The 25,223-nt window shown below is 35.1% G+C and carries 18 protein-coding genes; 3 read left to right on the top strand and 15 right to left on the bottom strand.

Annotated features, from left to right (window positions below):
* Nucleotides 1–32: 32 nt before the first annotated feature.
* The 5 genes from LV89_RS15795 to LV89_RS15775 form a co-directional block, all read right to left on the bottom strand.
* Nucleotides 33–1,295: an aminotransferase class I/II-fold pyridoxal phosphate-dependent enzyme gene (locus LV89_RS15795; protein WP_146199176.1), complete on the bottom strand. Its 1,263-nt coding sequence runs from the start codon at nt 1,293–1,295 to the stop codon at nt 33–35.
* 193 nt (nt 1,296–1,488) lie between these two features.
* Nucleotides 1,489–2,676, bottom strand: a complete 1,188-nt coding sequence (locus LV89_RS15790) for a sialidase family protein (RefSeq protein ID WP_109743885.1) — start codon at nt 2,674–2,676, stop codon at nt 1,489–1,491.
* Nucleotides 2,677–2,688: 12 nt separating this feature from the next.
* On the bottom strand, nt 2,689–2,967 hold the full coding sequence (locus LV89_RS15785; protein WP_109743884.1) for a YHS domain-containing protein: 279 nt from the start codon (nt 2,965–2,967) through the stop codon (nt 2,689–2,691).
* Nucleotides 2,968–3,169: 202 nt separating this feature from the next.
* Entirely contained in the window at nt 3,170–5,533 is a 2,364-nt protein-coding gene (locus LV89_RS15780; RefSeq protein WP_109743883.1) for a TonB-dependent receptor, read from the bottom strand.
* A 381-nt stretch (nt 5,534–5,914) separates the two neighbouring features.
* The gene (locus tag LV89_RS15775) at nt 5,915–6,304 is read right to left on the bottom strand and encodes a hypothetical protein (protein WP_109743882.1); all 390 of its coding nucleotides are present in this window, start codon (nt 6,302–6,304) and stop codon (nt 5,915–5,917) included.
* Nucleotides 6,305–6,548: 244 nt separating this feature from the next.
* Between LV89_RS15775 and LV89_RS15770 the strand changes: the two genes are divergently transcribed.
* Complete coding sequence (locus tag LV89_RS15770) at nt 6,549–9,218, top strand: MGH1-like glycoside hydrolase domain-containing protein (RefSeq protein ID WP_109743911.1); 2,670 nt, start codon at nt 6,549–6,551, stop codon at nt 9,216–9,218.
* A 49-nt stretch (nt 9,219–9,267) separates the two neighbouring features.
* Here the strand turns inward: LV89_RS15770 and LV89_RS15765 are convergent, their stop codons facing one another.
* The gene (locus tag LV89_RS15765; RefSeq protein WP_211321218.1) at nt 9,268–10,701 is read right to left on the bottom strand and encodes a vanadium-dependent haloperoxidase; all 1,434 of its coding nucleotides are present in this window, start codon (nt 10,699–10,701) and stop codon (nt 9,268–9,270) included.
* 410 nt (nt 10,702–11,111) lie between these two features.
* On the opposite strand from LV89_RS15765, the gene LV89_RS15760 reads away from it, so the two are divergent.
* On the top strand, nt 11,112–11,921 hold the full coding sequence (locus tag LV89_RS15760) for a DUF4405 domain-containing protein (RefSeq protein ID WP_109743880.1): 810 nt from the start codon (nt 11,112–11,114) through the stop codon (nt 11,919–11,921).
* A 126-nt stretch (nt 11,922–12,047) separates the two neighbouring features.
* Here the strand turns inward: LV89_RS15760 and LV89_RS15755 are convergent, their stop codons facing one another.
* From LV89_RS15755 to LV89_RS15750, 3 genes are all read right to left on the bottom strand, one after another.
* Entirely contained in the window at nt 12,048–12,935 is an 888-nt protein-coding gene (locus tag LV89_RS15755; RefSeq protein WP_109743879.1) for a helix-turn-helix domain-containing protein, read from the bottom strand.
* Nucleotides 12,936–13,062: 127 nt separating this feature from the next.
* Nucleotides 13,063–13,209: a hypothetical protein gene (locus LV89_RS25230; protein WP_158279603.1), complete on the bottom strand. Its 147-nt coding sequence runs from the start codon at nt 13,207–13,209 to the stop codon at nt 13,063–13,065.
* Nucleotides 13,196–13,657, bottom strand: coding sequence for a DUF6934 family protein (locus tag LV89_RS15750; RefSeq protein WP_109743878.1), 462 nt, complete (start codon nt 13,655–13,657; stop codon nt 13,196–13,198). The genes LV89_RS25230 and LV89_RS15750 overlap by 14 nt, the downstream gene beginning before the upstream one ends.
* A gap of 313 nt (nt 13,658–13,970) precedes the next feature.
* Here LV89_RS15750 and ilvC point away from each other — a divergent pair, with 313 nt between their 5' ends.
* Complete coding sequence (ilvC, locus tag LV89_RS15740; RefSeq protein WP_109743876.1) at nt 13,971–15,455, top strand: ketol-acid reductoisomerase; 1,485 nt, start codon at nt 13,971–13,973, stop codon at nt 15,453–15,455.
* Between the two features lie 62 nt (nt 15,456–15,517).
* On the opposite strand, the gene LV89_RS15735 is transcribed toward ilvC, so the two are convergent.
* From LV89_RS15735 to LV89_RS15710, 6 genes are all read right to left on the bottom strand, one after another.
* Nucleotides 15,518–16,057, bottom strand: a complete 540-nt coding sequence (locus tag LV89_RS15735; RefSeq protein WP_211321217.1) for a DUF4276 family protein — start codon at nt 16,055–16,057, stop codon at nt 15,518–15,520.
* Nucleotides 16,058–16,086: 29 nt separating this feature from the next.
* The gene (locus tag LV89_RS15730; RefSeq protein ID WP_109743874.1) at nt 16,087–17,283 is read right to left on the bottom strand and encodes an AAA family ATPase; all 1,197 of its coding nucleotides are present in this window, start codon (nt 17,281–17,283) and stop codon (nt 16,087–16,089) included.
* Nucleotides 17,284–17,412: 129 nt separating this feature from the next.
* Nucleotides 17,413–17,943 carry an acetolactate synthase small subunit gene (gene ilvN / locus LV89_RS15725; RefSeq protein ID WP_109743873.1) on the bottom strand — a complete coding sequence of 177 codons (531 nt, stop codon included), beginning with the start codon at nt 17,941–17,943 and terminating at the stop codon, nt 17,413–17,415.
* A 258-nt stretch (nt 17,944–18,201) separates the two neighbouring features.
* Nucleotides 18,202–19,944 carry a biosynthetic-type acetolactate synthase large subunit gene (ilvB, locus tag LV89_RS15720; protein WP_109743872.1) on the bottom strand — a complete coding sequence of 581 codons (1,743 nt, stop codon included), beginning with the start codon at nt 19,942–19,944 and terminating at the stop codon, nt 18,202–18,204.
* Nucleotides 19,945–20,136: 192 nt separating this feature from the next.
* Complete coding sequence (locus LV89_RS15715) at nt 20,137–23,739, bottom strand: two-component regulator propeller domain-containing protein (RefSeq protein ID WP_109743871.1); 3,603 nt, start codon at nt 23,737–23,739, stop codon at nt 20,137–20,139.
* A gap of 82 nt (nt 23,740–23,821) precedes the next feature.
* Nucleotides 23,822–25,135, bottom strand: coding sequence for a hypothetical protein (locus LV89_RS15710; RefSeq protein ID WP_109743870.1), 1,314 nt, complete (start codon nt 25,133–25,135; stop codon nt 23,822–23,824).
* Nucleotides 25,136–25,223: the final 88 nt, after the last annotated feature.

Raw genomic sequence — 25,223 nt, 5'->3', positions numbered from 1 at the left:
CGGGAAGTTGAAATAATTTATTAAACAGTGTACTAAGCCACTACTAAATCTCTACTCACAAACGGTTTCAGCACTTCTTCTGTAACAATTTCTCGTTCGTCCATTCTATTTTTTAAAGAGTTTAACAAACCTGTAATTGCCTCTTCGGTATGATTGGTATTGAGGGTAATTCTCATTCCCGAATTTTTCAATGGAACCGTTGGGAAAGACGAAACATTGACAAAATAACCGTCTTGTTGCAAACCATGAGCAATTTCTACGCAATGAAGCGGATTTGCTCCAACGGCTAAATAACAAATTGGCGTAATATCTTGACGAACCAAAGGCAAATCTAAAGCTATTGCGGTTTGGTTGAAATGTTTAATTAAATCCGTTAATCTGTTCTGACGGTCATAAATTTCATCGCTCAAATGAATATCTGCCGAAGCAATTCCTGCCGTCAACATTACAGGAGAAACTGGTCCAGAAAAAATCAATGTTGACCCTGCATTTTTTATCATTGCCTTCTGGATTTCATCCGAAAAAACCATCGCAGAACCATTTGCTCCAAAACCTTTATTGATAGAGGTAATCAAACACATTTTTTCGTGGTAATAGTCCACATTACTAAGGGCATAGCCACGTCCGTGTTTACCAGCCCAACTCATTCCGTGGGCATCATCTACGTACAAATGAAACTGCTCGTGTCTATTCAACAAATCATATAATTCCTGCATTGGTGCAACGTCTCCAAACATTGAATATACACCGTCTGCCATGTACCAAACTTTACGATATTTTGCTGAAAGCTCAATAATGCGGTCTTCCAACAAATCCATGCGATTATGACGCAACAATTCTACGTGCGTTCCATTAGCTTTGGCAATCATCGTGGCATTCTGAACGCTACGGTGTACTTGATGGTCGAGAATGACGGCATCATTTTTATGTACAACGTTTGGTATCCACGAAATATGTCCTAAACTCGTTGTGGGGGCAACGATAACAGGATTACCAAAAATTTGAGATAATTTATCTTCCAAAACCTCGTAAAGTCCTGATTCGAGGTAAGTTCGGGAAGAAGAAAACTGAATACCATAACGTTCGATGGCATCTTTGGCGGCATTCTTTAGACGTTGGTCAAGCTCAAGTCCAAGATAACTACAATTGGCGAAATGATGTAGGTCTTGTCCATTAAGATTAATCGTTTGTCCGTTTAATTGATAATCGGAAAAATGCCCATGGAGTATTCCAAGGGATTTTGCGTGAGACATGATGTCTTGCATTTGTCTCACTTGGGGCGGAAAGTGATTCATAAAAATTTTACTTAGGTTGGCGTTGCACAATTGCAACACCAAATATGAACCATAATAAATCCGAAAACAATAAAAATCTTCACGAATTAACAAAGGGATACATAAAAGGCTAAATTTTATACTCAAACGGAAGAAATATGTAAAAATACTGATTATCAACAGATTACAATATCCCCGAATCGTAAAAAATGCTTTATTTTGCCACCGTACTTATACGTTGAAAGATGATAGTAGAATTGCTCTGAATATCCTTTTTTTGTTCATAAGCAATTAATAAATCCTCCCCTACTGCCATTACAACTGGATAATTACAAACCATTCCATCGGGTGTTAGCCATTCTTGTTTTAGTCTGTCTTTTCCAAAAATTTTCAAGCCAATTTTGGTAAAAAAAGTATCATCTTTCTGCATAGATTGCTCCCAAACTAATACCAAATTATCATTCAAATTACTGATTTGTGGATGTTTTGCCCTATTCGTTTGAATATTATCTATCAACTTGCCCGAACCAAGTTTGGTAAGTCTAACGCCTGCTTCGTTTTCTTTCCCTGTAAACCAAGTTGTGTACAAATCTTTACCTACTTGCGTAATACTTGGACCTGTATGTGGACAAGCGTTTACTTTCCATTTATCATCAAAAATGACTTTTGCATCAGTAAATGATTTTCCTCCGTCTTTTGAAATTACGTGCGAAATATCCCGAGAACCATCCACCAACATATCACGATAAAGAATGTGTAAGTTTTTATCAGCATCGACAAAAAGATTAGTTCTACAACATTGACAAGCGTTTGAATCAACCACAACTTCTGGCGAAAGCGTGCCGTCTGATAACGTCTGACGAAATTTTACGCTTCTGCCTGTATATTTTCCTAATTTTTCATCCAACCAAACAAAACCAACTTGTCCGTCTGGAAGCGTTGTAATATCGTTGAAAGAATGACTTTTTCCTGCCGTCACATCAGTATGAACCGTTTGAGGTTCTGTCCAAGTTTTGCCATTATCTTTCGACACAACGTAGTATAAATTTCCTGCGAAACGCTCCGTTGGTGTTGGTTTTGACATTTCAAAACTGGCAATAATTTCACCATTTTTCTTGAAGGCAATTTTGGGCATTCCTTCGGCATGAGTTGAGATAGTTTCAGGAACTTTGACCATAATTTTCTCAGAAAAAGTCGCTCCTCCATCTTTTAAAATAGCAAAAAAGAAACGATTGACTTTATCACCTTCTTTTTCTACCCAACTCAAAACAGGATTTCCATTTACATCTTTCGTAAAACGTGGTGTAACTCCAACATTCTGACTGTCAGAAATTTGCGTAATTTTATTTGATTGTTCTAAGCCCAACAAAACGCTCAAAACAGTAATGATTAAATATTTCATAAACTGAAAATTTTAGTGTTTGTGACCAGCATATTTTTTCGGGTCTTTATCAAACATTTCTTTGCATACAATACTACAAAAGCCAACCTGTTTGCCTTTATAAATCGACACTTGTTTTGAACCTTTTGGCACAGACATTTTACAAATGGGGTCGATAGCATCGTTCTGTAAAACTTGTTCAGCTTTTGGCTGTTTAGCTTTCTCTGACTTTTTTGAATGTCCTTCATGTTGAGCAAAAACTCCTGTCGATAAGCACAATGTGCTGATAATGGCAATGATAACCTTTTTCATATTGTATATTGAATTGATAGTAATTATGTGAAATTTAGCGACTGACGAATCGGACTTGAATGAACACTTTAAAACTTTCTTTAAAAAGAACCGTAGGTTCGGTAAATTTTGTAGCCCCGAAATTTATTTCGGGGAACAAATCGTCCTAAACAAATCATCATAAGCAGGAAGCTCTGCCAATCATCACTTCCTGCCTTTTGTATTATTTGCCCGTAAATGTATATTGCACGCCCATATTAAAAGTACGTGGTGCGGCTGGCGTAAATGTTGTTCTATCGGTTGTGTTATTACCACGTGAGGCACTGTAAGCGTACAAAGCGTCAGTAGCATTTAAGATATTGGTAAATACCTCAATTCCTTTCCATTTGTAGCCTAAACGCACATTAAAGGCATCATATCCTGCATAAGAAACCGAATTAATTTGGTTCTGAAACCAACTGCTTACGTGTTGCCATTCAAGCGAAGTACGGAGATTTTTTGCCCATTTTGGATAATAACTAAACGCTGTATTCCAAACCCAACGTGGAGCTTGTGGCATATCTTTTCCGTTTACATCTTTCAACGCATCTGATGCTCTTTGGCTCAAAGTAAATTCTACAAAACGGTGAATAGCGGTCGTTCCGCCAAAACGAAAAAAGTATTCTTTTGAGGGTTTATAAGTAATGCCAAATTCAAAACCTCGGTGAAGCGTTTTTCCAACCGACTGATAATCAGTAGAATTATCTGGTTGGCGAATACTCAAAAGTTCATTTGTACCGTTCATTTGATAATAAGCTACATCAATATAAATTTTATTATTGAGTAAAGAAGCCCATCCGCCAATTTCAGCATTGTCAAATAAGGCAGGGTCGATATTGTAGTAAAATAAATCTCCATTAGCTGCGGCAGTGGTTCGTTTACGAAAAATTGCCGTAAGTGCAGGAGGCGAAAAACCTTTGGAATAATTGGCATACAAACCTTTTCCTTGTCCTAAATCATAAGTCAAACCAATTTTTGGGCTTACTTGGCTATATTCTTTTGAACCGCTAAGAGCTTCGCCCGTCGTTTTATTTACATCAAGATTATTGACGAAATCGAAAGCCATGCGGTCATAACGCAAACCTGCCGACAAACGAAGTTTTGCAATTGGTTCAAAATCATACTGCAAATACGTTCCAAGATTATGAATATCAGCGTTATAATCTGCTAATTTGATGTCTGGACGTTCTTTAGTAATGGTATATTTTTCTACCGATTTTCCGTCAGCACGCAATTTTGCATTTAAGTCCACTTGATACGCCCAATAATCATTTGGAGAAAAATCAAGGGTTGTTCCAACGATAATTTTTGAGTTCCAAAAATTGATTTTTTGCGTATGTTGAGCAATAAAACCTAAACTGTTAAAATCGTTAGAATTGACTTGTCCCGTAGCAGTTGTCGCCCCAGATTTCCAAATTAAACTATAAGATGGATTTTGTCCATGACGATTATTACGATAAAAAGCCGTAATAAAACTCTGTGAGCCATTTTTCCATTCGTGGTCGAGCGTCAAACGGCTTCTCACAGAATACGCTTTTCTGTACGTAAAATCAGTTGTACTTACATATTGACGTGAGTAAAAAGCAACGCTGTCCACGCTTCCACTGGTTTGAGAATTGTAATCATTGTATGACCAACCTAAAGTCAAACGAGTTTTGGGCGTAAATAAATATTCCAAACGAGCATTTAAAGATGTTTTATCATAATCAGAACTCGTCATCCAAGCATTGCGTTGTTTTGCCACAAAACCACCAATATAAACGCCAAATTTTCCAGAAGTAGCTCCTGCTCCATATTGCAAACGTTGATAACCGAATTGGTCGAACTGCACGCCAACTTTTGCCGTTGGTACAGCAGTCGGACGATGCGTAATAAAGTTAATGGCTCCGCCAACGGCTTCTGCTCCATAAATTGATGAAACAGGACCTTTCACAACCTCCACAGAACTAATAGCAAATTGATTATATTCCAAAATAGAATTATGATTAAAAACGCCCATCGGGCGAATTGGAACGCCATCTTCCATGTATAAAAAATAAGCGTTGGTAGTCATAGGTTGGCGAATTGCCATTTGATGTTGTTCATTATTTAGATTCACCATCAAAACACCGGGAACTTTATTAACAATCTCAAACATCGCCGTAGGTTTGGCTTCTTCAATCATTTTCGGAGAAATTTTTGAAATAGCAATCGGGGCTTGTGTACGTAAACCAGCTTCACGATTTGCCGTAACCACCACTTGTTGAAGATTTTCAATAGAAGGTTCAAGCGAAACATTAAAGGGTTTTTCGTCTTGATAATCAAAACTTTGCGAAGTAAATCCAACACTCGAAACACTTATTTTGGAAGCCTTTACAGAGGAATTTAGTGAAAATTGTCCGTTTAGATTCGTCGTTGTTCCGAGATTTGTTCCATCAATTTTTACAGATGCCCCTACGATTGGCTCTTTGGTTGTATTATCAAAAACTCGTCCTTTTATGACATTTTGGGCAAAGGAGAAACTCATCGTCAACAAACTGACAATGAGCAAATTATATATCGTTTTCATGAAATAATTTAGTTTTAATTAAATATAAGTATTCGTTAAGAATTAGGCGGGTCTCCCCTGTGGTTATGTTTGACAATGCTGCAATGTCCTGATTAATAAGGAGTTCCAACACTAATGCCTAACAACTAAATCCCAACCCCTACTTATCGGTAGCTGAAAGGTGATTTTTAACAAGCAAAATCCCATCGATACAGATAAAAATGTGTTGGCTAATTTTTAATGAATACAAAAAGCAGAAAATAGCGTGGTTTAAAATCTTAAGAACAATAACAGCATTCGATATTTGAGCATAAAACATACCTCAAAACCTCAACTAAAAATTGAACTTAACATTTAACCATAAAATAAAAAGGGCATAATTACCCCAACACGGAAACGAAACTAAATTATTGGAGGATGAAAAAAAGAAGAAGTTACGCTCTGTGGATGAGCCAATTGATAGGAATAAATGGATTTTGGAGAAAGAACTTTCACCGCCCAATCGCACGAGAAAAGAGGAGTTTCGTCAAAAACTTCTTCCATAATTTTCTTGATTGATTCACCTTGTTTTTGTGTCTGTTTGGTAGCGTTGTCTTCAGCAATTTTATGGAGTTTTTTTGCTAAATAACACTGTCCATTACATTTCAATTGTGGCTTGAAACGGTTTTCACAAAGGTTTTGGATGATGTAATCTTTCCTCAATTCAAAATCCAAATAAACCACAGGAACAAGTAGCGTCTTGACACTGATGAGTGTCAAGAGAAACAACGCTAAGTAATTTTTTGAGGTCATTGGATTTTTAAAAATTAGACTACAAAGTTATAATGCAAATAAGTAAGTTGGCAAAAAAGATTATAATTATTATACTCGTTTGGTTGGTGATGCGAGTGTTTTAATTAAATTTGAATTATATTCTGCTTAATTTTGCAAAGTAAAAATTTAAAATTTGCAAAAATTTGCAAATTTTTCTAAAATTTGTACCATCAATAAATTATCCATCAGGGCTTCTTCAATTTGCCATTTATATAAAGAAATTATGAGTAAAATTATTAGCGTAGAGAAACTTCGATTAAACACTCGTCAAGATAACAAAGGTTGGAAAAAGTGGGGACCATATTTGTCAGAACGTCAATGGGGAACTGTGCGAGAAGATTATTCACCAAGTCAGGATGCGTGGAATGCGGTTTCACATGATATGGCACGCTCTGTTGCCTATCGTTGGGGAGAAGAAGGCATTGCGGGGATTTCAGACAATAAATCTCACATTTGTTTTGCATTAGCACTTTGGAATCATAATGACCATATTCTGAAAGAACGCTTTTTTGGATTGACAGGCAACGAATCTAATCATGGTGAAGACGTAAAAGAGTTGTATTACTACCTCGACTCTACGCCTACGCACTCATACATGAAGATGCTTTATAAGTACCCAATCAATGCTTATCCTTATGATAAATTGGTTGATGAAAGTCGTAAGCGTTCTCGTTTAGAGCCTGAGTATGAACTTCTTGACACAGGTGTTTTTGACAAAGACGAATATTTTGATGTTTTTATCGAATATGCAAAGTCAGATGAACAAGATATTTTAATCAAAATTACGGCACATAACCGCAGTGCTAAAGATGCACCGCTGACGATATTGCCAACTGTTTGGTTTAGAAATACGTGGAGTTGGGGTTACGAAAACTTCAAGTATAAACCCATGTTGACGGGAGTTTCTAACAAAGCCGTTGAAATTGACCATAAAGTGGTGGGGCATTTCAAATTGTATTGTGAAGGAGCAGACGAACTACTTTTCACGGAAAACGAAAGTAATTTCGAACGTCTTTACGGAGCAGCCAATTTCTCTCCTTATACCAAAGATGGCATCAACGAATATATCGTAGAAGGTGACACAAAAGCCGTTAATCCAAATAATATTGGAACTAAAGCTTCAGCAAAATACGAGAAAATTGTCAAAGCAGGAGAAAGTGTTACGGTTCGTTTGCGTTTGGTTGACCATTCTATTCTTGAGCCTTTCGGAGGATTTGAAGATACAATGGACAAAAGAATCCGTGAGGGAAATCAGTTTTATGACGAAGTTCAAAAAGACGTTAAAGACCCTGAGTTATTGAAAATTCAACGTCAGGCTTATGCAGGAATGTTGTGGACAAAACAATGGTATTACTACAATGTCAATGAATGGATAAAAGGTGACCCAGCTATGCCAGAACCTTCTGGCTATCGTAAATACGGGCGAAATGCAGGTTGGCGACACATGTATGCTGCCAATATTTTATCAATGCCAGATAAATGGGAATATCCTTGGTTTGCCGCTTGGGATTTGGCGTTTCATACACTGCCATTGGCACGCCTTGACCCAAATTTTGCCAAGCGTCAATTGGCAGTTGTCTTGCGGGAGTATTATATGCACCCGAACGGACAAATTCCTGCTTATGAATGGTCATTTTCAGACGTAAATCCGCCCGTACACGCATGGGCAACTTGGAAGGTTTATGAAATTGACAAAGAAATAAACGGTAAAGGAGACATTGCCTTTTTAGAAAGAATTTTCCATAAATTATTACTCAACTTCACGTGGTGGGTTAATTTAAAAGATGAGGGAGGCAATAACGTCTTCGGTGGTGGATTCTTAGGAATGGATAATATCGGAGTTTTTGACCGTTCGGCAACTTTGCCAACGGGCGGACACTTAGAACAAGCCGACGGAACGGGTTGGATGGCAATGTATAGCTTAAATATGTTAAGAATTGCCTGTGAAATTGCGTTGGAACGTCCTGTTTATCAAGATATGGCGTCTAAATTCTTTGAACACTTTTTGCACATTGCGGGAGCTATGCAGTCATTGGGTGGTGATGACATCAGCCTTTGGGATGAAGAAGACCAATTCTATTATGATATGCTACATTTGCCAAACAGTAAGAGTATGTTACTGAAAATCAGGTCGATGGTAGGTTTAATTCCACTTTTTGCGGTAGAAGTTTTAACGCCAGAAATGTTGGAAAAACTTCCAGATTTCCGTCGCAGAGTAGAATGGGTATTGAATAACCGCCCAGACTTAGCAGGATTAATTTCACGTTGGTACGAATCTGGAAAAGGAGAAAACCGTTTGCTTGCTATTTTGCGTGGACACCGTATGAAAATGATTATGAAACGAATGTTTGATGAAAGCGAATTTTTATCAGATTTCGGCATTCGTTCATTGTCAAAATATCACCTCGAAAATCCTTATCAATTCCGTGTAAATAATGATATTTTGAGAGTTGATTATACGCCTGCCGAGTCAACAGGAAGTATGTTTGGCGGAAATTCAAACTGGCGTGGTCCAATTTGGTTCCCAATGAACTTCTTGTTAATCGACTCCTTATTAAAATTCCAAGCGTATTATGGCAATGATTATGAAGTAGAATACCCAACCGATTCGGGATTGATGGTTAGTATAAAAGATGCAGCATTGAGTATTTCAGAAAGGTTAATAAAACTCTTCACGGAAGACGAAAAAGGAAAACGTCCGATGTACGAAAAATACGAAAAACTACAATCTGACCCACATTTCAAAGACTTATATCTTTTCAGTGAATACTTTGATGGAGACACAGGAAAAGGACTCGGAGCCGCTCACCAAACAGGTTGGACAGGTCTAATTGCTGAATTAATTCTGACAGTTTCGAGAGAGAAGAAAGAGGTTGTTAAGGATATGTTGTAGAAATAAATGGGGTGAGTTCATTAGCTCACCCCTATTTTTTATTGTCATATTATGGTTTTACCCCTTTAACTATTGATTTTTTAATTCCTAATCCTCCATTAAAAACATCATTTGCGATATTAATACCCAAAGGAACACCTCCAATATTTTGAGTAAAATCTGGTTTACCATCACTACCTAAACCAAAAGCATCAAAAGACCAATGAACTCCAAGATAAATACGACTGAAACCATTCTCTTCAATCATTTGGTCAAAACCTCTTAAAAATTTTCGATAATGTTTGGGTCTTACTACGCCATTATTATCAAAACTTTCTCCATTAAATTCTTCCGAAACAAAACTTACAGTATCGAACATTGGCTGTAAATCTTTTCCCTTCAAAGCATAAAATTTCTTGGCAATTTCAAAAACAGAGCCACCAAATGTAGCATGACCCGAAGGATAAGCAGGGAAATGTGGTGTTCCGTTAGGCTTCCCTTTCTCATTTGTACTTGGAGCACCCAATGGTAACCAAAGTGGGTCACAATCGTTGTCAATGTCACTTGTTCCAGTCCCAACAAAACCCATTGAGCTATCGTGTTCTCGTACACCCAATACAGGTCTCCAATAATTATAATGGTACTTTTGTTCCCACGCCAAAATGCCTGCATCCCCCATAGCTACATTTATTAAGGCAAATAAATGAGCATTTTCTTCGAGCGTATTTCTTTGTTCTTCCGCAATTTTTTTGATAATCTGATTATATAATCTTGGAGGAGTACCTAACTTTTTTGCTCCGTCATATCCCCAAAATATCCCGATAAGTGTTTCATCAACTGTTCTTTTAGAATAAGTTGTAGGTAAAGTTCCCATCAATTCAGCAGCAATTCCTTTTCCTCTAACTTGTTTAAGAGCTTTTTTGTAATTAGCGTCTGTTTCATAGGGTTGAGGAGGGGCATTCAATGCGTAGCGAGTTGACGAAGCGAATAAATCAGAACGTCGCCCATAAAAAGGAGCATGATAACCTTGATTTACATTAATTGGGTCTGGACGATGCGTTCCATGACTTGGGTACGAAGAATAACCATCATCACTTGCATTGGGGTCATCTTTTCTAAGAAATAAAATTTGGTTTGCGATGCTTTGCCCAAATGTATGACCAGCGTTTATCTCATCAGTTGTTCCTGTTATTGTTGCTTTTTTATGTTTCTGTTCAAAAGTTGCTTTTTGAGAAGGAAACAAGGCACATAAAGTAGCATGAGCTGCCGCAGAAACTGCTGCACTGACAGAACCGTTGGTAATGCTCCCCGTCCCTGTATAGCTTGTCAATAGTGAACCGCTTGTTCCTACAAAAGCATCATACATTGCCAAATGAACTATCGCCATTGCCCGAGAGCTAAGTGTTGGACCATTAACCATACCACCATCATTACCAGAAGTATGGCTTTCTTTGTTTGCATCAAGAGCAACTTCATTCCAATACAAAATAATATCTTGTGTCATTTTCATTAAATGTTTAGATTGTTTAAAATTTCATGACAAACGTAAATGAACATTAAGTGCAGAAAAAGATTTTCTTATTATGTGGTCTTATTATTGAGTTAATGGTTTAGATACCCAATAAAAGCCCTAATAACCAAAAATGATTTTTGTAATTTTTACGAGCAAACAATACCCTTAATCAACATTTACAAGTACAATCATGATTAAAAAATTATGGTTATCATAGCGTTGATTGTCAATGATTTACAAATAATAGCAATGGTCGTTTATCTTGTAAAATTACTTATCACAAAAAAACACTCTCCATAAACTTCTGATTTTACGGTCGCTTTAATGATTTAATGGTTTATCATTCAAGACAATCAGATAAATCCTTTAAATTTGTTAGTACCACATTTAACTAAAAAATCATGAAAAGAAAGAACATTATTAGTCTAACCATTGGATTCGCCTTTTTGGCTATTGCTATCACAGGTATTTTACTTTATATCAAACAGAAATCACACGCTGCTGAAATTACCCATACTATCTTCGGATTAATTTTTATCGGTTTTGCCATTTTTCATATTGTTAATAACTGGTCATCAATTACAGGCTATTCTAAGGAAAGAAAATCAGGGAAAATTCAGAAGGAACTCATTGTGGCTTCGGCAATTTTTGGCGTCGTACTCATCGGAAGCGTTACTGAAGTATTTGAACCAATAGCTGAAGCAGGCAGAATTTTTGCCAAGAAAAGACAAAGACCTGAAAACTTATCTTTTGAAGAAATAAAAACCAATCAAGATTCAAAAGGAACTGCATTGAGAGTGTTAGTAGAGAAAAATAAAGAAACCAAAATGCCCGTTGTAGCCATTTGGGTGGAAGATTCAACGCATAAATTTGTAGAAAATCTGTACGTTCCTGCTAAAGAAGCACAAACTCCTAAAAGCGAAGAAGAAGCCAAAGAAGGTAAATTTGAATTGTCAGATTTCAAACCAGAATCTCTTCCAACTTGGCAAGCAAAAACTGCCTCAAAACTCCCTCTTTCTGAAAAAGATACGCCACACGAAAACTTTGTAGTAAATTCTAAAACTACTGCAAAAGGTACTTTCTATGTCTTATTAGAAGTAAAAAGCGAAGGAAAAACAGAGGTTTATGAAACGAAAGTTAGTGGAGGTATTTCAAAATTAACTTCTAAAGATAATGCTTTAATTAAGAGTGGATTGGTAGAGATTTTATAAAAAATATCTGAACTTGGATTGCGAAACGTCGCACCGTATTAGATTTATGGATTTTTAGGATTATTCGTCGAGTTTTAATCGTAAAATCCATAAATCTAATACGGTGCGACGTTTCGCAATCTAAGTTCAGACAATTTTTGTACTTAATAACCTCCGAAATTCCAACGGTGAAACTTCTGTCATTTTTTTAAAATACTTAGAAAAATACGACTGGTCAGCAAAGTTTAATTGATACGCAATTTCGGAAACGCCCAAATCTGTATGGGTCAAATATCGCTTAATTTCCATAATCATACGGTCGTTAATCAAATCTGTTGAGGTTCTTCCTGTTACGCTTTTGACGGTTTCACTGAGATGATTAGACGTAATTTTTAGTAGCTCTGCATATTCTCTCACCGATAAATTCTCCTGACATTTTTCTTCAATTAGTTGCTTAAAACGCTTCACTAAAATGCGTCCTTTATTGGTTGGTTCTTCGGTAATACTTACAGGATAAATCCGTTTACTCTGAATCAGAATCAAATCCAACAAAGCTCTAATAACCTCTTCATTATCAGTCAATTTCAACTGATTTTCATTCATCGCCTTTCTGAATAATTCAACGAAATCTTGTTTTTCTACTTCCGTTTTTAAACAAAGTGGAGGCGTTTCTTGTGCCAAATTATAGAAAAAAGGTAACTCAAAAAGTTTGTATGGGTCAGTTTTATTGAAATGATAAAACGAAGAAGTAAAAAGAAAAATATAACCTTGCACATCTTCCGAAAGCTCTAATTCATGTATTTGCCCCGGAGAAACAAAGAAAATTGTAAACGGTTTAATGACATAATCCTGCATATCAATGGTATAAATACCTTCGCCTTGTGTAATGAAAAGAATCTCATAAAAATCATCGTGCCTGTGCGGATAGGTCACTTTAAAATTTCGGTGAATATCAAATGGCTCAATCTGAAACTGAATCGTTTTTTCAGTTTTAGAATTGAATTTATCTATGCTATAAACGGGGATTGATTGCATACTGGTAAGACGGATTTCCAATTTGTCAAATTACATTAGACAGACTCTAACTTTTAAGATAAAAACAAAATGTCTTCTATCAGTTGTACTAATAGAAGACATCTTCAAGCTATTAAATTATAGAAATTTACAGGACAAGCTCTTTCACTTTTTCTCTCAAAAACATTTGTCCTTTTTCTAAAAAAGCTTTTGATTCAGCCGTAAGTTTATATTTTTTGCCTTGTAAATTTGGATTTACAGTACAAATAGTTGCTGTTTTTTTATTCTGTTCCATACTGATATATGATGAAAGCGTTATAATCTTGATTTAAAATAAATTTCTCGGGTGAACCATCATGTTTTAAACCAATCACAGAAAAATAGGGTTCAATAACTTCGATAAATTTAGAAATAAGACTTCTATAAAGTCGAGTTCTGGTATCGGTACTACCTCTAAAATAAAGTTTTTTATTAGGATATTTTTCAAAGAAAATTATCATTGTCTGAGCAACTGTCGCTAATATTTTATCTCTATCTTTATTTCTACTAACGGCAATAAAATCTATTTCTCCTTCCTCAGTAATATCCCCAAAACCCAGTTGAACTAAATTTTCATATCCCTCTATTTCTTCATAAATAACGGCTTTACGAATGGTCTTATTTTCACTAATACTTTCAAATTCAAATAAAAGGGCATCGGGTGAACTCTCAAATGAATAATGAGGCTTTTCTATTTCAATCATTATAAGTGCTTATTTTTCTACAAATTACAAAAAGATAATGAATAGAGAACATTATTATCTAAATACTCAACACAAAGACCAAAATAGATATAGTTTTTTTATACAAATTATACAATCAATAAAAAAACACAAACTATTAAATATCAATTACTTAAAACAAATCATCATTTCAACAATATTCACTACCCATCATAACTACCTAAAATTAAGGATTATTTACCACAATATTTCAATGGATTTTGATGAACTTTACATTATAAATTTCGCTGTGGAGAACATGGCAGACAATACTTAACAAAATCACTCAAAAATAATGGCAAATTATTTCAATACTCTTTCATTAAGAGAAAAACTTAGTCAATTAGGCGTTTGTGAATTCATGGATAGCAGTGCATTCGCTGACGGTGTTAAAGCATTAGAAGGTAAAAAAATCGTAGTTGTTGGTTGTGGAGCTCAAGGACTTAACCAAGGTTTGAACCTTCGTGATTCTGGCTTAGATGTTTCTTACGCTCTTCGTCAAGAAGCTATCGACGCAAAAAGACAATCTTGGAAAAGTGCTACTGAAAATAATTTTACAGTGGGTACTTACGAGCAATTAATCCCAACGGCTGATTTAGTAATCAACCTTACGCCAGATAAACAACATACAGCGGTAGTTTCAGCGGTAATGCCATTGATGAAACAAGATGCTACACTTTCTTATTCACACGGTTTCAACATCGTTGAAGAAGGAATGCAAATCCGTAAAGATTTAACAGTTATCATGGTTGCTCCAAAATGTCCGGGTTCAGAAGTTCGTGCTGAATATGTTCGTGGTTTTGGTGTGCCTACTTTAATTGCCGTTCACCCAGAAAACGACCCACAAGGAAAAGGTTGGGATTACGCAAAAGCCTATTGCGTAGGTACAGGTGGACACCGTGCGGGTGTATTGAAATCATCTTTCGTAGCTGAGGTAAAATCTGACTTAATGGGTGAGCAAACTATCCTTTGTGGTTTGTTACAAACAGGTTCAATCCTTTGTTTCGACAAAATGATTGAGAAAGGAATCGACGCTGGATATGCTTCAAAATTAATCCAATACGGTTGGGAAACTATCACAGAAGCCTTGAAACAAGGTGGTATCACGGGTATGTTCGACAGACTTTCAAATCCTGCGAAAATCAAAGCATTTGAAATTTCTGAAGAATTGAAAACGATTATGCGTCCGTTGTTCCAAAAGCACCAAGACGACATCATGAGCGGTCATTTCTCGCAAACAATGATGGAAGACTGGGCTAATGACGATAAAAACTTATTGACTTGGAGAGCAGCAACTGGCGAAACAGCATTTGAAAAAACACCTGCTGGAGCGGTTAAAATTGCAGAACAAGAATATTTCGATAACGGTCTTTTAATGGTTGCGATGGTACGTGCAGGTGTTGAATTAGCGTATGAAACAATGGTAGAATCAGGAATCATTGAAGAATCTGCTTACTATGAGTCATTACACGAAACGCCACTTATCGCAAACACAATCGCTCGTAGAAAATTATTTGAAATGAACTCAGTAATTTCTGATACAGCTGAATACGGATGTTATTTATTCGACCACGCTTGTAAGCCATTATTAGCTGATTTCATGACGAAAGTTGAAACTGACATCGTTGGTAAAAACTTCAACGAAGGAAAAGATAACGGTGTAGATAACAGAACGTTAAACGCTGTAAACAAAGCAATTCGTAGTCATTCAATTGAGAAAGTTGGTGACAGATTACGTCAAGCAATGGGTGCAATGAAAGCAATTGCTACGGTAGCGTAATTTCATTGATATTTAGAACTTTAAGGACAGCTTCGCTTTGAGCGAAGCTGTCCTTTTTTATATCATGCAGAAAATTCGAGGAACTTTACAACTCCTTTGACAAATTGATTAAAACTTTCTGACGTATTATTATCAATATTCATGTATTCTGGAATTTCTCTCGACGCTTTCCCTTTTTGAAAATCCTTAATAATTTTTACCAATTCGTTGTAAGGATTACAAATATCTGGATTTCTAAATTTTGCTAAATTTCTATGACTCTTAGCTTTGAACTTGGGATAAACTTTTTCAATGGCATCCATATCCCCTAAATACCATGCTTCCAATTCTCTACACGCAATTCTGACTAACACTGGACAATCACCATTTTCGGAGCATAATTCAACGATTTTTTTCTTTAAAAGCTTACAATCATTACTATCTTGATCTTGAACAATTATGATTTTAACCTTTTCATTAAAGTTAGAAAAGGCTCTGATCTTTTTCGGTATAGATTTATGTAAATCACTTTTACCGCTATGAGGTCGAAGAAAACAATTTATGTCTAACTCAAAGCCCTCTGGTAAAATTTTGGGTAGAATAATCTTCAATAAGTTTTCCATTGAGGATTCCTCTAATAAAAACTCAATTCTCATAGTGGTCCGCTTCCTTTAAAATATTTCTGATTCCATAAATAACCTAAATTATCTCCAGCTTCTACTAAACTCCTCACAGTTTCATCATCTTTTGCTCTCTTTATGGTTGTATAACCATCTTTTTTAGTAAGCCAAAATACTTCATCTAACTCCAAAGCATTAACAAAATCGGGAGAGTGTGTAGATATGAAGACTTGTCCCCCTTTATGAGAATACTCCCTAAATTCTTCTGCTAACTGTCTTAATAATTCTGGATGTAAATAATTCTCAGGCTCTTCAATACAAAGTAATGGGTGCTTTTGAGGATTATTCATCAATACCAAATAAGCAAACATTTTTAAAGTACCATCTGAAACGTATCTTGAAATAAATGGGTCTTTAAAACTCCCATCTTGAAATCTCAGAATAATTCGTCCATCCTCTGTTTTTGCCGCTGTAACATTGGTAATACCTGGTACTCTTTTTTTCATTTTCTCCAAGATTTCTTCAAAAACTTTAGGATAGTTTTCAAATATATAATCGGTAACTAAGGCAAGATTATCTCCTGTTGGAGAAAGTTGTTCACTTACTCCAATATCCTGACTTTTTTTTGCATCAGGTATTTGAAAGTTAGAAATGTACCAACTCTCCAACAATTTTCTAAAATCGGAAATAGCTTTAAAATTTTGAAACTGACCAAGACCTTTAATCGCTAAAATATCGGGAGAGTCTAATGGAAACTCTTCTCTTTCTTCTTTAAAATCTTGTTTAGCTTGTTCAAACTCAATTTCATTAATGATAGCCATTCCTTTTCCATTTGAGAAATCCAAAAATTTAAAAGGTTTACCCTTTTGTCCTCGACGATAACTTAAGACTTCTTTTCTCACTATTGGCATATTTTGTTCTAAACCTATACTCAATTCGTAAGTAATTAGGGGTTGCCTTTTCCTATCTATATCATCATTTCTAAATTTTATTTCAAACTCTATATCTCCACTTTTATTCCGAGAAATTACCTCCTTAAAACCTCCTCGATTATTAATAGCAGATTTTACATTGTTACGCAGTGCTTCGCTCAAAAAACCAAAAACATCAAACAAAGTAGATTTGCCTGCCCCATTTGCTCCAAGAAACACACACATACTTGGAAGATTATTTATTTCAGTATCTTCAAATACTTTGTAATTCTTAACCTTAATCTTTTCAATTTTCATAACATTAAAGTCATTTAATTTTAGACTTTACACAAATATAGATTTTGTAAAATCTATTACAAAAAAGTCACCTCCCCAACAGTAGAGAGACAACCTTTATTTTAGAATTGTTCCAGATATTCTATACACCTACACCGTCTCCCAATCCGCCTCTGGCAGATACTCTACCAAGCCTTTTTCGGTTTTTCCAACGGCTACTCTTCCTGATTTTAGATATTCCAAAATCTCCCAATTTTTCATGTATTGGTAGAATTCAGAAATTTCTGCTTCTGTTCCGTTCTTTTCAATTACTACGTAATCAAGTCCCCAATGAACCACTTTTGCGTTCCAATCAAGGTTGATTTCTTTGATGTCTAATGGTGTTCCTCCAAGTGGAGTTGCCAATTTGAAAAGAGCAATTTCGTTGAATACAATTTCGTGGTCAAGGTATCCAAAAACGGCTAAAACATCAACCACTTTACGGATTTGACGTACTAATTTTTCAACAGCATCACGGCTTTCGTGACGAATAACGATGGTGAAACGAGAAACGCCTTTACGCTCTGTTTCACAAACAGTTAAGGACTCAATATTTAACCTTCTACGAGTAAAAATAATCGTAATACGGTTCAATAAACCAATGGTATTGGTCGTGAATATGGATAATGTGTATGTTGTCATTGTTTTGATTGCGGAGCAATAAAATTTAAGCTAAAATCAATTTTGCTCTTTCTACTTTAAGAAAATATTAGATAGTTTAGTAGTAGGAGGTGTATCGCATAACAATGCTATCAACTTGAGGAGTTTATCCACCTAACGCAGGCAGGGTTTGAACCCTGCCTGCGTTAAAACTGGAATTATCTAAATTTTAGAACAGTTAAAAAATCCTTAAATTGGCAACATTGTTATCACATACGTCCCTACATATTATCGAAACTCTTACTCCAAACGAATACTCGAGACGCTTGCTCCCGCAGGAACCATTGGGAATACGTTTTCTTCTTTCTCACAAACAATTTCTAACAAATATGGCGTATTGGCTGCCAACATTTTATCTAATTCTCCCGATAATTCAGCACGGTCAGAAACCTTATGAGCATCAACTCCAAAACCTTTGGCAATAGTAATAAAATCAGGATTTTGAAGTTCTACGAATGAATATCTCTTATCGAAAAACAACTGTTGCCATTGACGAACCATTCCTAAGAAATTATTATTCAGAATGATGATTTTTACGGGTAAACCGCTTTGAGCAATCGTTCCCAATTCTTGAATGGTCATCTGAAAACCACCGTCACCAATCAAAGCAATTACTTCACGGTCGGGAGCTCCCACTTTAGCCCCAAAAGCAGCAGGAAGAGCAAAGCCCATCGTACCAGCACCACCTGATGTTACCAACGAATTTGGTTTCATGTACTCATAATAACGGTTCACAATCATTTGGTGTTGCCCAACGTCTGTTACCGTAACGGCTTCTCCTTTGGTCTTTTTAGAAAGCATTGCAACCGCCTCTCCCATCTTGATTTGGTCACCATCGTGGAATAAATCACGTTTAGAAACCTTCTCAAATTCTATATCATCATATTTCTTAAATTCTGCAACCCACTCAGTATGCTTACGCTCTTTGATTAATGGTAAAAGGGCTTTCAATGCTTCTTTGGCATCACCTACCACAGGAGCTGTGGCTACAATATTTTTATTGATTTCGGCAGGGTCAATGTCAATATGCACGACTTTTGCCTGAGAAATAAATTTCGACAAATCGCCTGTTACACGGTCATCAAAACGCATTCCGATGGCAATAATCAAATCAGCTTCGTCTGTCAAAACATTCGCTCCATAATTTCCGTGCATACCCAACCAACCAATATAATTTGGGTGATTATGCGGTAGTGCCGACATTCCTAAAAGCGTAGTGGCAACAGGAATATCTGCTTTTCGGGCAAATTGGTCTAATTCATCTTGAGCATTAGCAATCAAAATTCCATGACCTGCAAAAATATATGGTTTTTGAGCTGAGTTTATCAATTTGGCAGCCTCCTCAATTTGCGATTGTTTAGGCGTAATTCTCGGACGATAACTTACAATTTCATCACAAGGTTTATAGACAAATGGTTGTGTCATAAAATCAGCTTGTGCGGTACGAGTAATATCTAACAAAACAGGACCTGGGCGACCAGACTCAGCGATATAAAACGCCTTTGCCATGATTTCAGGAATCTCATTTGGGTCAGTAATTTGGTAATTCCATTTTGTTACTGGCATCGACATACCAATAATATCACATTCTTGGAAGGCATCTGTCCCTAACAAATTAGCTTTTACCTGCCCAACCAAACAAACCATTGGAGTTGAGTCTAACAGGGCATCAGCGATGGGAGTCATTAAATTGGTTGCTCCCGGTCCAGAAGTAACCATAGCAACACCTGCACGCCCAGTCATACGAGCAAACCCTTGAGCAGCGTGTCCAGCACCTTGCTCATGACGTACTAAAATATGTTTAATACGGTCTTGATAATCATAGAGGGCATCATAAGTTGGCATAATTGCCCCTCCCGGATAACCAAAAATGGTTTTTACATTATTCTCTACCAAACATTGCATGATAGCTTGAGCTCCTGTCAAAAACTTGGGAGGCTCGATTGTGGTCGCTTCTGCGGTCATGGTTTGTGTGTTTGCCATGTTGTTAATTTTTTAATTGAATAATTTTTATTCTTGTGGTTTTGTGTCTTTATCTTCTTTCTTAAATCCAATCTCTTTACGAGCATTCTCTGGATTTAATAATTCATTCAAAACATCATGAATATCACCGATTTGTCCATCATATTTTGCTTCTAATTATTGATATTTTTTAAATCAATAGGTGTGTAAAATCTATCTCTTTATTGTTATTTTATATGATTGTATTTCATCATTACTTTCCACGTTGATAATATACATACCTTCTCTCAAATCAGAAACAATTATCTTTTTTTGGTTTAGAACCTCTTTTAATACATTTCCCTTCATGTCAATAATTAAAACCTTAAATTTTTCTTTTTCTAATTCAAATGAAATTGTTTCACTTGTTGGGTTGGGATAAACAATGAAACTATGCTCTTTATTATTGTCAACAGAAAGGATAACATTAACTGTTAAGCTTATTATGTTAGTAACTATTGAGCTACAACCATTGACTAATTGACATCGAAATCTATAATCATTTTGTGTTGTCTTTGCTGATTTCAACGTTAGACTATTTGATAATTGCCCATTAAAAGTATCATCATTAGATAAAATATTTCCCCACGTATTACCTTTATCAATACTCTGTTGCCATTGATAAGCTTTTGCATCACTTGCAGTTAGTTGAAATAATGCACTTTGTTTCTCAAAAATAATCTGGCTTTCAGGTTGTTTACTTATCACAGGTTGTGGTCCACATTTTACTTCAAGAGAATAAGTATTAGAAACTACTCCAAATATGGAACAACCATTACTAATTACACATCTAAACATATAATTATTTTGAAGACGCTTTGCAGATTTTATCGTAAGTTTATTGGTAATCTGTCCATCAAATAATGTGTCTTTGGTATCTATATATTGCCAACTTGTTCCTTGATTACTACTAAGCATCCAAGTGTATTGTACTGCATTTAGTGTAGTTACTTCAAAAGTTGCTTTTTGATTCTCAAAAATGCTCTGGTTAGTAGCTTGTACTGTAAACTCAGATGCTTTTCTATTACATGAGACATCCAAAGAAACGACATCTGAGTATATTGTATAACAGCTATTAGCTACTTTGCAACGGTAATAAAGTCCATTAAAAGTTAAAGGTGTGTTCTTTATAACTAACTTATTAGTAAATATTCCAGTATAAATTGTGTCTGAAAGGATAATACTTCTCCATGATACACCTTTGTCTAAACTCAAAAACCATTCGTAATTGGATGCACCATTTGCGGCTAATTCAAAAGTAGTAGTTTGTCCTTCAGATATACTTTGCTTTACAGGGGATTTGGTTATTATCGGACTATCCAATGCACATATTACATTCAATACACCAACGTTAGTAGCTGTAGAAGCACATCCATTTACAAGCACACAACGGTATTGATAATCATTTTGAGTAAGTTTGGAAGATATTATTGTCAACTTATTAGTAATTTGTCCAGAGTATAAAACATCTGATTCCTTAATATTTTGCCAAGTTAATCCTTTATCAATACTAATTTGCCATTGATAAGCACTTACATCTGTTGCCAAAGTTTGAAAAGAAGCGGACAGATTTTCTTTTATTTTTTGATTTATTGGTTGAGATGTAATAGTTGGTATACTTGATGTACACAAAACACTTAAAGTGCCTACATTCGATATATTTGATGCACATCCATTGATAAGTTTACAACGAAATTGATAATCATTTTGTGAAATTTTGGCAGATACAATTGTTAATTTATCAGTTATTTGCCCTGTATATACATTATCAGACTCCACTATGTCTTGCCAAGAGTTTCCATTGTCTTTACTAAGTTGCCATTGATAACTTGTTACATCAATCACTGTCACATGAAAAGTAACAGCCTGATTTTCATTAATTTTTTGGGTTTTGGGTTGACCATTGATAGTAGGCGTTTTAGAAGTACATTCTATAAAAAATTGATGCAAACCTTTATCTGTTCCAAACCAAATATTATTTTTTGAATCTTCACTTATTGATAAGGTGGAAGTGCTACTCTCAATAGTTGTTGGTGTATTATTACTTGAGTATTTTATCCATTGGCTTCCATCAAATTTTGAGACTCCGTTATAAGTAGCAACCCAAATATTTTGACTTTTATCTTGAAATATACTTGTTACTTCATTACTCGTTAATTCTCCCTTACCAGTTGATGAATTATAAGCAAAATTAGTCCACGTCTTGCCATCAAATTTAAACACTCCCAGCGAAGAAGTTCCAACCCATATATTGCCACTTTGGTCTTGTATTAACCCTTTAAAAGTTGATGCAGGAGCTCCACTTTTGTTATTGTAAACAGTCCATATTTTAGCATCATACTTAGCGAGTCCTCCAGGCGTTGCCACCCAAATATTTCCGTCTTTATCCTGAATAAGATTTTTAACATTATTATCAGGTAAAGAACCACTTTGGGTGTCAAAGGTCACCCAATCTTTACCATCGAACTTAGATAGACCATTAGTAGTCCCAAACCACATTGCCCCTTGTTTATCTTGGATAATTGTTGTAATAATATCTCCTACTATTTTGCTATTCGATTTATTATACAAAGTCCAAGTCTTACCATCAAATTTATTTACTCCTGCATACGTACCATACCAATAGTTTCCATCTTTATCTTGATAAACGCTACGAACTTCATTATTAGCTAATTGACTATTGCTACTATTTATCCAACTCCATTTACTGCCATCATATATAGAAACTCCATTAGCAGTACCCAAAACAAGGTTTCCTAAATTATTGATACTGGTTGAAAAAACATAGTTGCTTGGTAAACTGGCAATTTGAGTAGCAATTGGAGTCCATTCAGTATTAGACAATTTGGAGATACCACCTCTTGTGGAAAACCAAAGTGTTCCATCCGTAGTCTGAATAATGTCATTCACTGAATTATTTACAATATTCTTTTGAGCCACATTGAAAGAGACCCAAGTTTTACCATCAAATTTTGTATAACCTTTATCTACTTGCCCAAACCACATATTTCCTGTTTTATCTTCTAAAATAGCATTTACGTAGTTATAAGGTAATGTTTTACTTTCTTCATTGTACTTCGTCCATGTTTTACCATCATAATTAACAACTCCTCCACCTAATGTACCAAACCATATTTTGCCATTCTTATCTTCATAAATAGCATTCACATTTGCGTTTGGAATATCTTTTTCACCAAACTTTACCCACGTTTTCCCATCATATTTATAGGAGTATTCCCATCTAATACCAGCCCAAATATTTCCATTTTTATCTTGAATCATTTTAAAAACAGTATGGTCTAATCCATTTGGAGGTACAACTAATGAAGATTTCCAATTTTTTCCATCATAGTTGAAAATTCCATCAGCATAGCCAAACCACATTACTCCTGTTTTATCACATAAAATTGATTTAATACCATTTCTGATTTCAGCACTTGTACTATTATTAAATACAGTCCATATTTTGCCATTAAATTTTGCAATTCCATTGGGAGTTCCAACCCAAATGTTCTTTTCTTTATCTTCGGCAATACAAGTAACTAAATTTGAAGGAAGTCCATCTTTAGTTGAATAACTCGCAAGAACATCTCCTTTAGTATTGTACGAGACTACTCCGCCTTCAGTTGCCACCCAAACAGTTCCATCACTATATTCAATAAAGGCATTTGTTGAAAGATTACTATAAAACGGTGTCCATTTTTGTGCAGAAGCTGACGTATTAATAAGGCAAATAACACATAAAAATAATTTAAAGAATAGTAGTATTTTTTTCATAATTGTTTTATCAGATGTTGTGATTTACAGTATTTAAGAAATAGTGGAATATGTATTTTAAAAAAAGTAGATGGTTATCACTTTACTTACTACTCCCAGAATAATACAAACTAAATTTATATTTTTTCAAAACTTCTACGTGGCTTTTTAGTCTTTCTGGATATGGATAAATGAAATTTTTCACCATAATATTTGAGTAATCCGACTGTAAAACCAGTTCTTTGGCGACAAGAATATCCGTATTTTTCTCATTTGCCAGCTTAATGTATCGTCCTTGTGTAAAAATCAAATAGGAGAAAAAAGCCAACACTAATAATACAAAAGCATTCTTGACAAATTTTAGGCTATTCCAACGATTTAAATATTCAAAATGAATGATAATTGAAACAAAGAATAATAGCGTAAAAGGTAAACTCAAAATACAATATCGCTTCGCCAAACTTTGTTCAATCCCTTCCGATGCTCTTCCGTAAGCGGTCATTAAACCAATTAAAACACCAAACAATCCAAATATCAAATAAGGAATTAAATGCTTTAGTTTTTCTCTATCAAATTTGAAAATCAGGTAAGTTGCTCCACAAATTGAGCCTAATTGCCCAATGGTAAAAACAATTCCCAACGTACTATTTGATGTAATATTATTAGAAAGAAAACTCAAACAATAAGGAACGATTTTTAAGGGATTCAAAGTCCTTTCCGTCAAAATACTGGTCGAATGATAATCACTAAAGTAAAAGAACACTTGAACCAACATACACAACGAAACAAATAAGATAAAACCAATTTTATTCTTTATTTCTAAGCTATTTAATATAATTATTGTAAGAATACATACCCACGTCAGGAAGCCCGTTGCATAAGATAAAGTAGCAATATGAGCCAATAAACAACTAATCAAAACATTTCTCCATGTAATTTTTTGTAAAATAATTAATGATAAAAATGTAGCGAAAATCATCAGATAATGACATAGAATAAATCCAGAAATAATGCCTTCATAATTCTTAAATGAAAATATCATCACCATACACATCACTAAAATAATATGGCTGACGGTGCTTTTATTCGTAAAAACACTAAAAATATTCCTTTTAAAAATCAGGTAAAACCCAAATAGCAGTACCATGTTGAACGAAACCAGATAAAACGATTGCCATTTACTAATTAAAATAATGAACAAATTTACCAAGTGCGGATACAACATTCTGCACTCATTATGAGGAGCATTTAAAACTGAAATACTGAGTGTTCCTTCATAATAATGTTTTACAAAACCTGCCAATTCCCATTCATCAATGGTTGGAACATTGAGTTGGGTAACCAATAAATATAAAATCAATGAGGCAAAAATGACAATCTCTAAAAAGGTAAAAATGCTCGAACTAAGGAATTTCATAAATTTTATCTTTATTGTTTGTTGATTTCACCTCACATTTATAAAATCTTCACATTTAGCGATTCTTTCCATTTTTAATATTTATTAA

The organism is Arcicella aurantiaca (genome assembly GCF_003148625.1).
In the GTDB taxonomy this organism is placed as follows: Bacteria; Bacteroidota; Bacteroidia; order Cytophagales; family Spirosomataceae; genus Arcicella; species Arcicella aurantiaca.
This window is presented reverse-complemented; position numbering and strand designations above follow the sequence as displayed.

Excerpts from the sequence above, each read along its gene's own strand:
- LV89_RS15790 (WP_109743885.1), bottom strand. The coding sequence starts at position 2,676 with ATGAAATATTTAATCATTACTGTTTTGAGCGTTTTGTTGGGCTTAGAA.
- LV89_RS15735 (WP_211321217.1), bottom strand. The coding sequence starts at position 16,057 with ATGGAAAACTTATTGAAGATTATTCTACCCAAAATTTTACCAGAGGGC.
- ilvC (WP_109743876.1), top strand. The coding sequence starts at position 13,971 with ATGGCAAATTATTTCAATACTCTTTCATTAAGAGAAAAACTTAGTCAA.
- LV89_RS15730 (WP_109743874.1), bottom strand. The coding sequence starts at position 17,283 with ATGAAAATTGAAAAGATTAAGGTTAAGAATTACAAAGTATTTGAAGAT.
- ilvN (WP_109743873.1), bottom strand. The coding sequence starts at position 17,943 with ATGACAACATACACATTATCCATATTCACGACCAATACCATTGGTTTA.
- LV89_RS15785 (WP_109743884.1), bottom strand. The coding sequence starts at position 2,967 with ATGAAAAAGGTTATCATTGCCATTATCAGCACATTGTGCTTATCGACA.
- LV89_RS15750 (WP_109743878.1), bottom strand. The coding sequence starts at position 13,657 with ATGATTGAAATAGAAAAGCCTCATTATTCATTTGAGAGTTCACCCGAT.
- LV89_RS15780 (WP_109743883.1), bottom strand. The coding sequence starts at position 5,533 with ATGAAAACGATATATAATTTGCTCATTGTCAGTTTGTTGACGATGAGT.
- LV89_RS15765 (WP_211321218.1), bottom strand. The coding sequence starts at position 10,701 with ATGACACAAGATATTATTTTGTATTGGAATGAAGTTGCTCTTGATGCA.
- LV89_RS15775 (WP_109743882.1), bottom strand. The coding sequence starts at position 6,304 with ATGACCTCAAAAAATTACTTAGCGTTGTTTCTCTTGACACTCATCAGT.
- LV89_RS25230 (WP_158279603.1), bottom strand. The coding sequence starts at position 13,209 with ATGGAACAGAATAAAAAAACAGCAACTATTTGTACTGTAAATCCAAAT.
- LV89_RS15710 (WP_109743870.1), bottom strand. The coding sequence starts at position 25,135 with ATGAAATTCCTTAGTTCGAGCATTTTTACCTTTTTAGAGATTGTCATT.
- LV89_RS15770 (WP_109743911.1), top strand. The coding sequence starts at position 6,549 with ATGAGTAAAATTATTAGCGTAGAGAAACTTCGATTAAACACTCGTCAA.
- ilvB (WP_109743872.1), bottom strand. The coding sequence starts at position 19,944 with ATGGCAAACACACAAACCATGACCGCAGAAGCGACCACAATCGAGCCT.
- LV89_RS15760 (WP_109743880.1), top strand. The coding sequence starts at position 11,112 with ATGAAAAGAAAGAACATTATTAGTCTAACCATTGGATTCGCCTTTTTG.
- LV89_RS15755 (WP_109743879.1), bottom strand. The coding sequence starts at position 12,935 with ATGCAATCAATCCCCGTTTATAGCATAGATAAATTCAATTCTAAAACT.
- LV89_RS15715 (WP_109743871.1), bottom strand. The coding sequence starts at position 23,739 with ATGAAAAAAATACTACTATTCTTTAAATTATTTTTATGTGTTATTTGC.
- LV89_RS15795 (WP_146199176.1), bottom strand. The coding sequence starts at position 1,295 with ATGAATCACTTTCCGCCCCAAGTGAGACAAATGCAAGACATCATGTCT.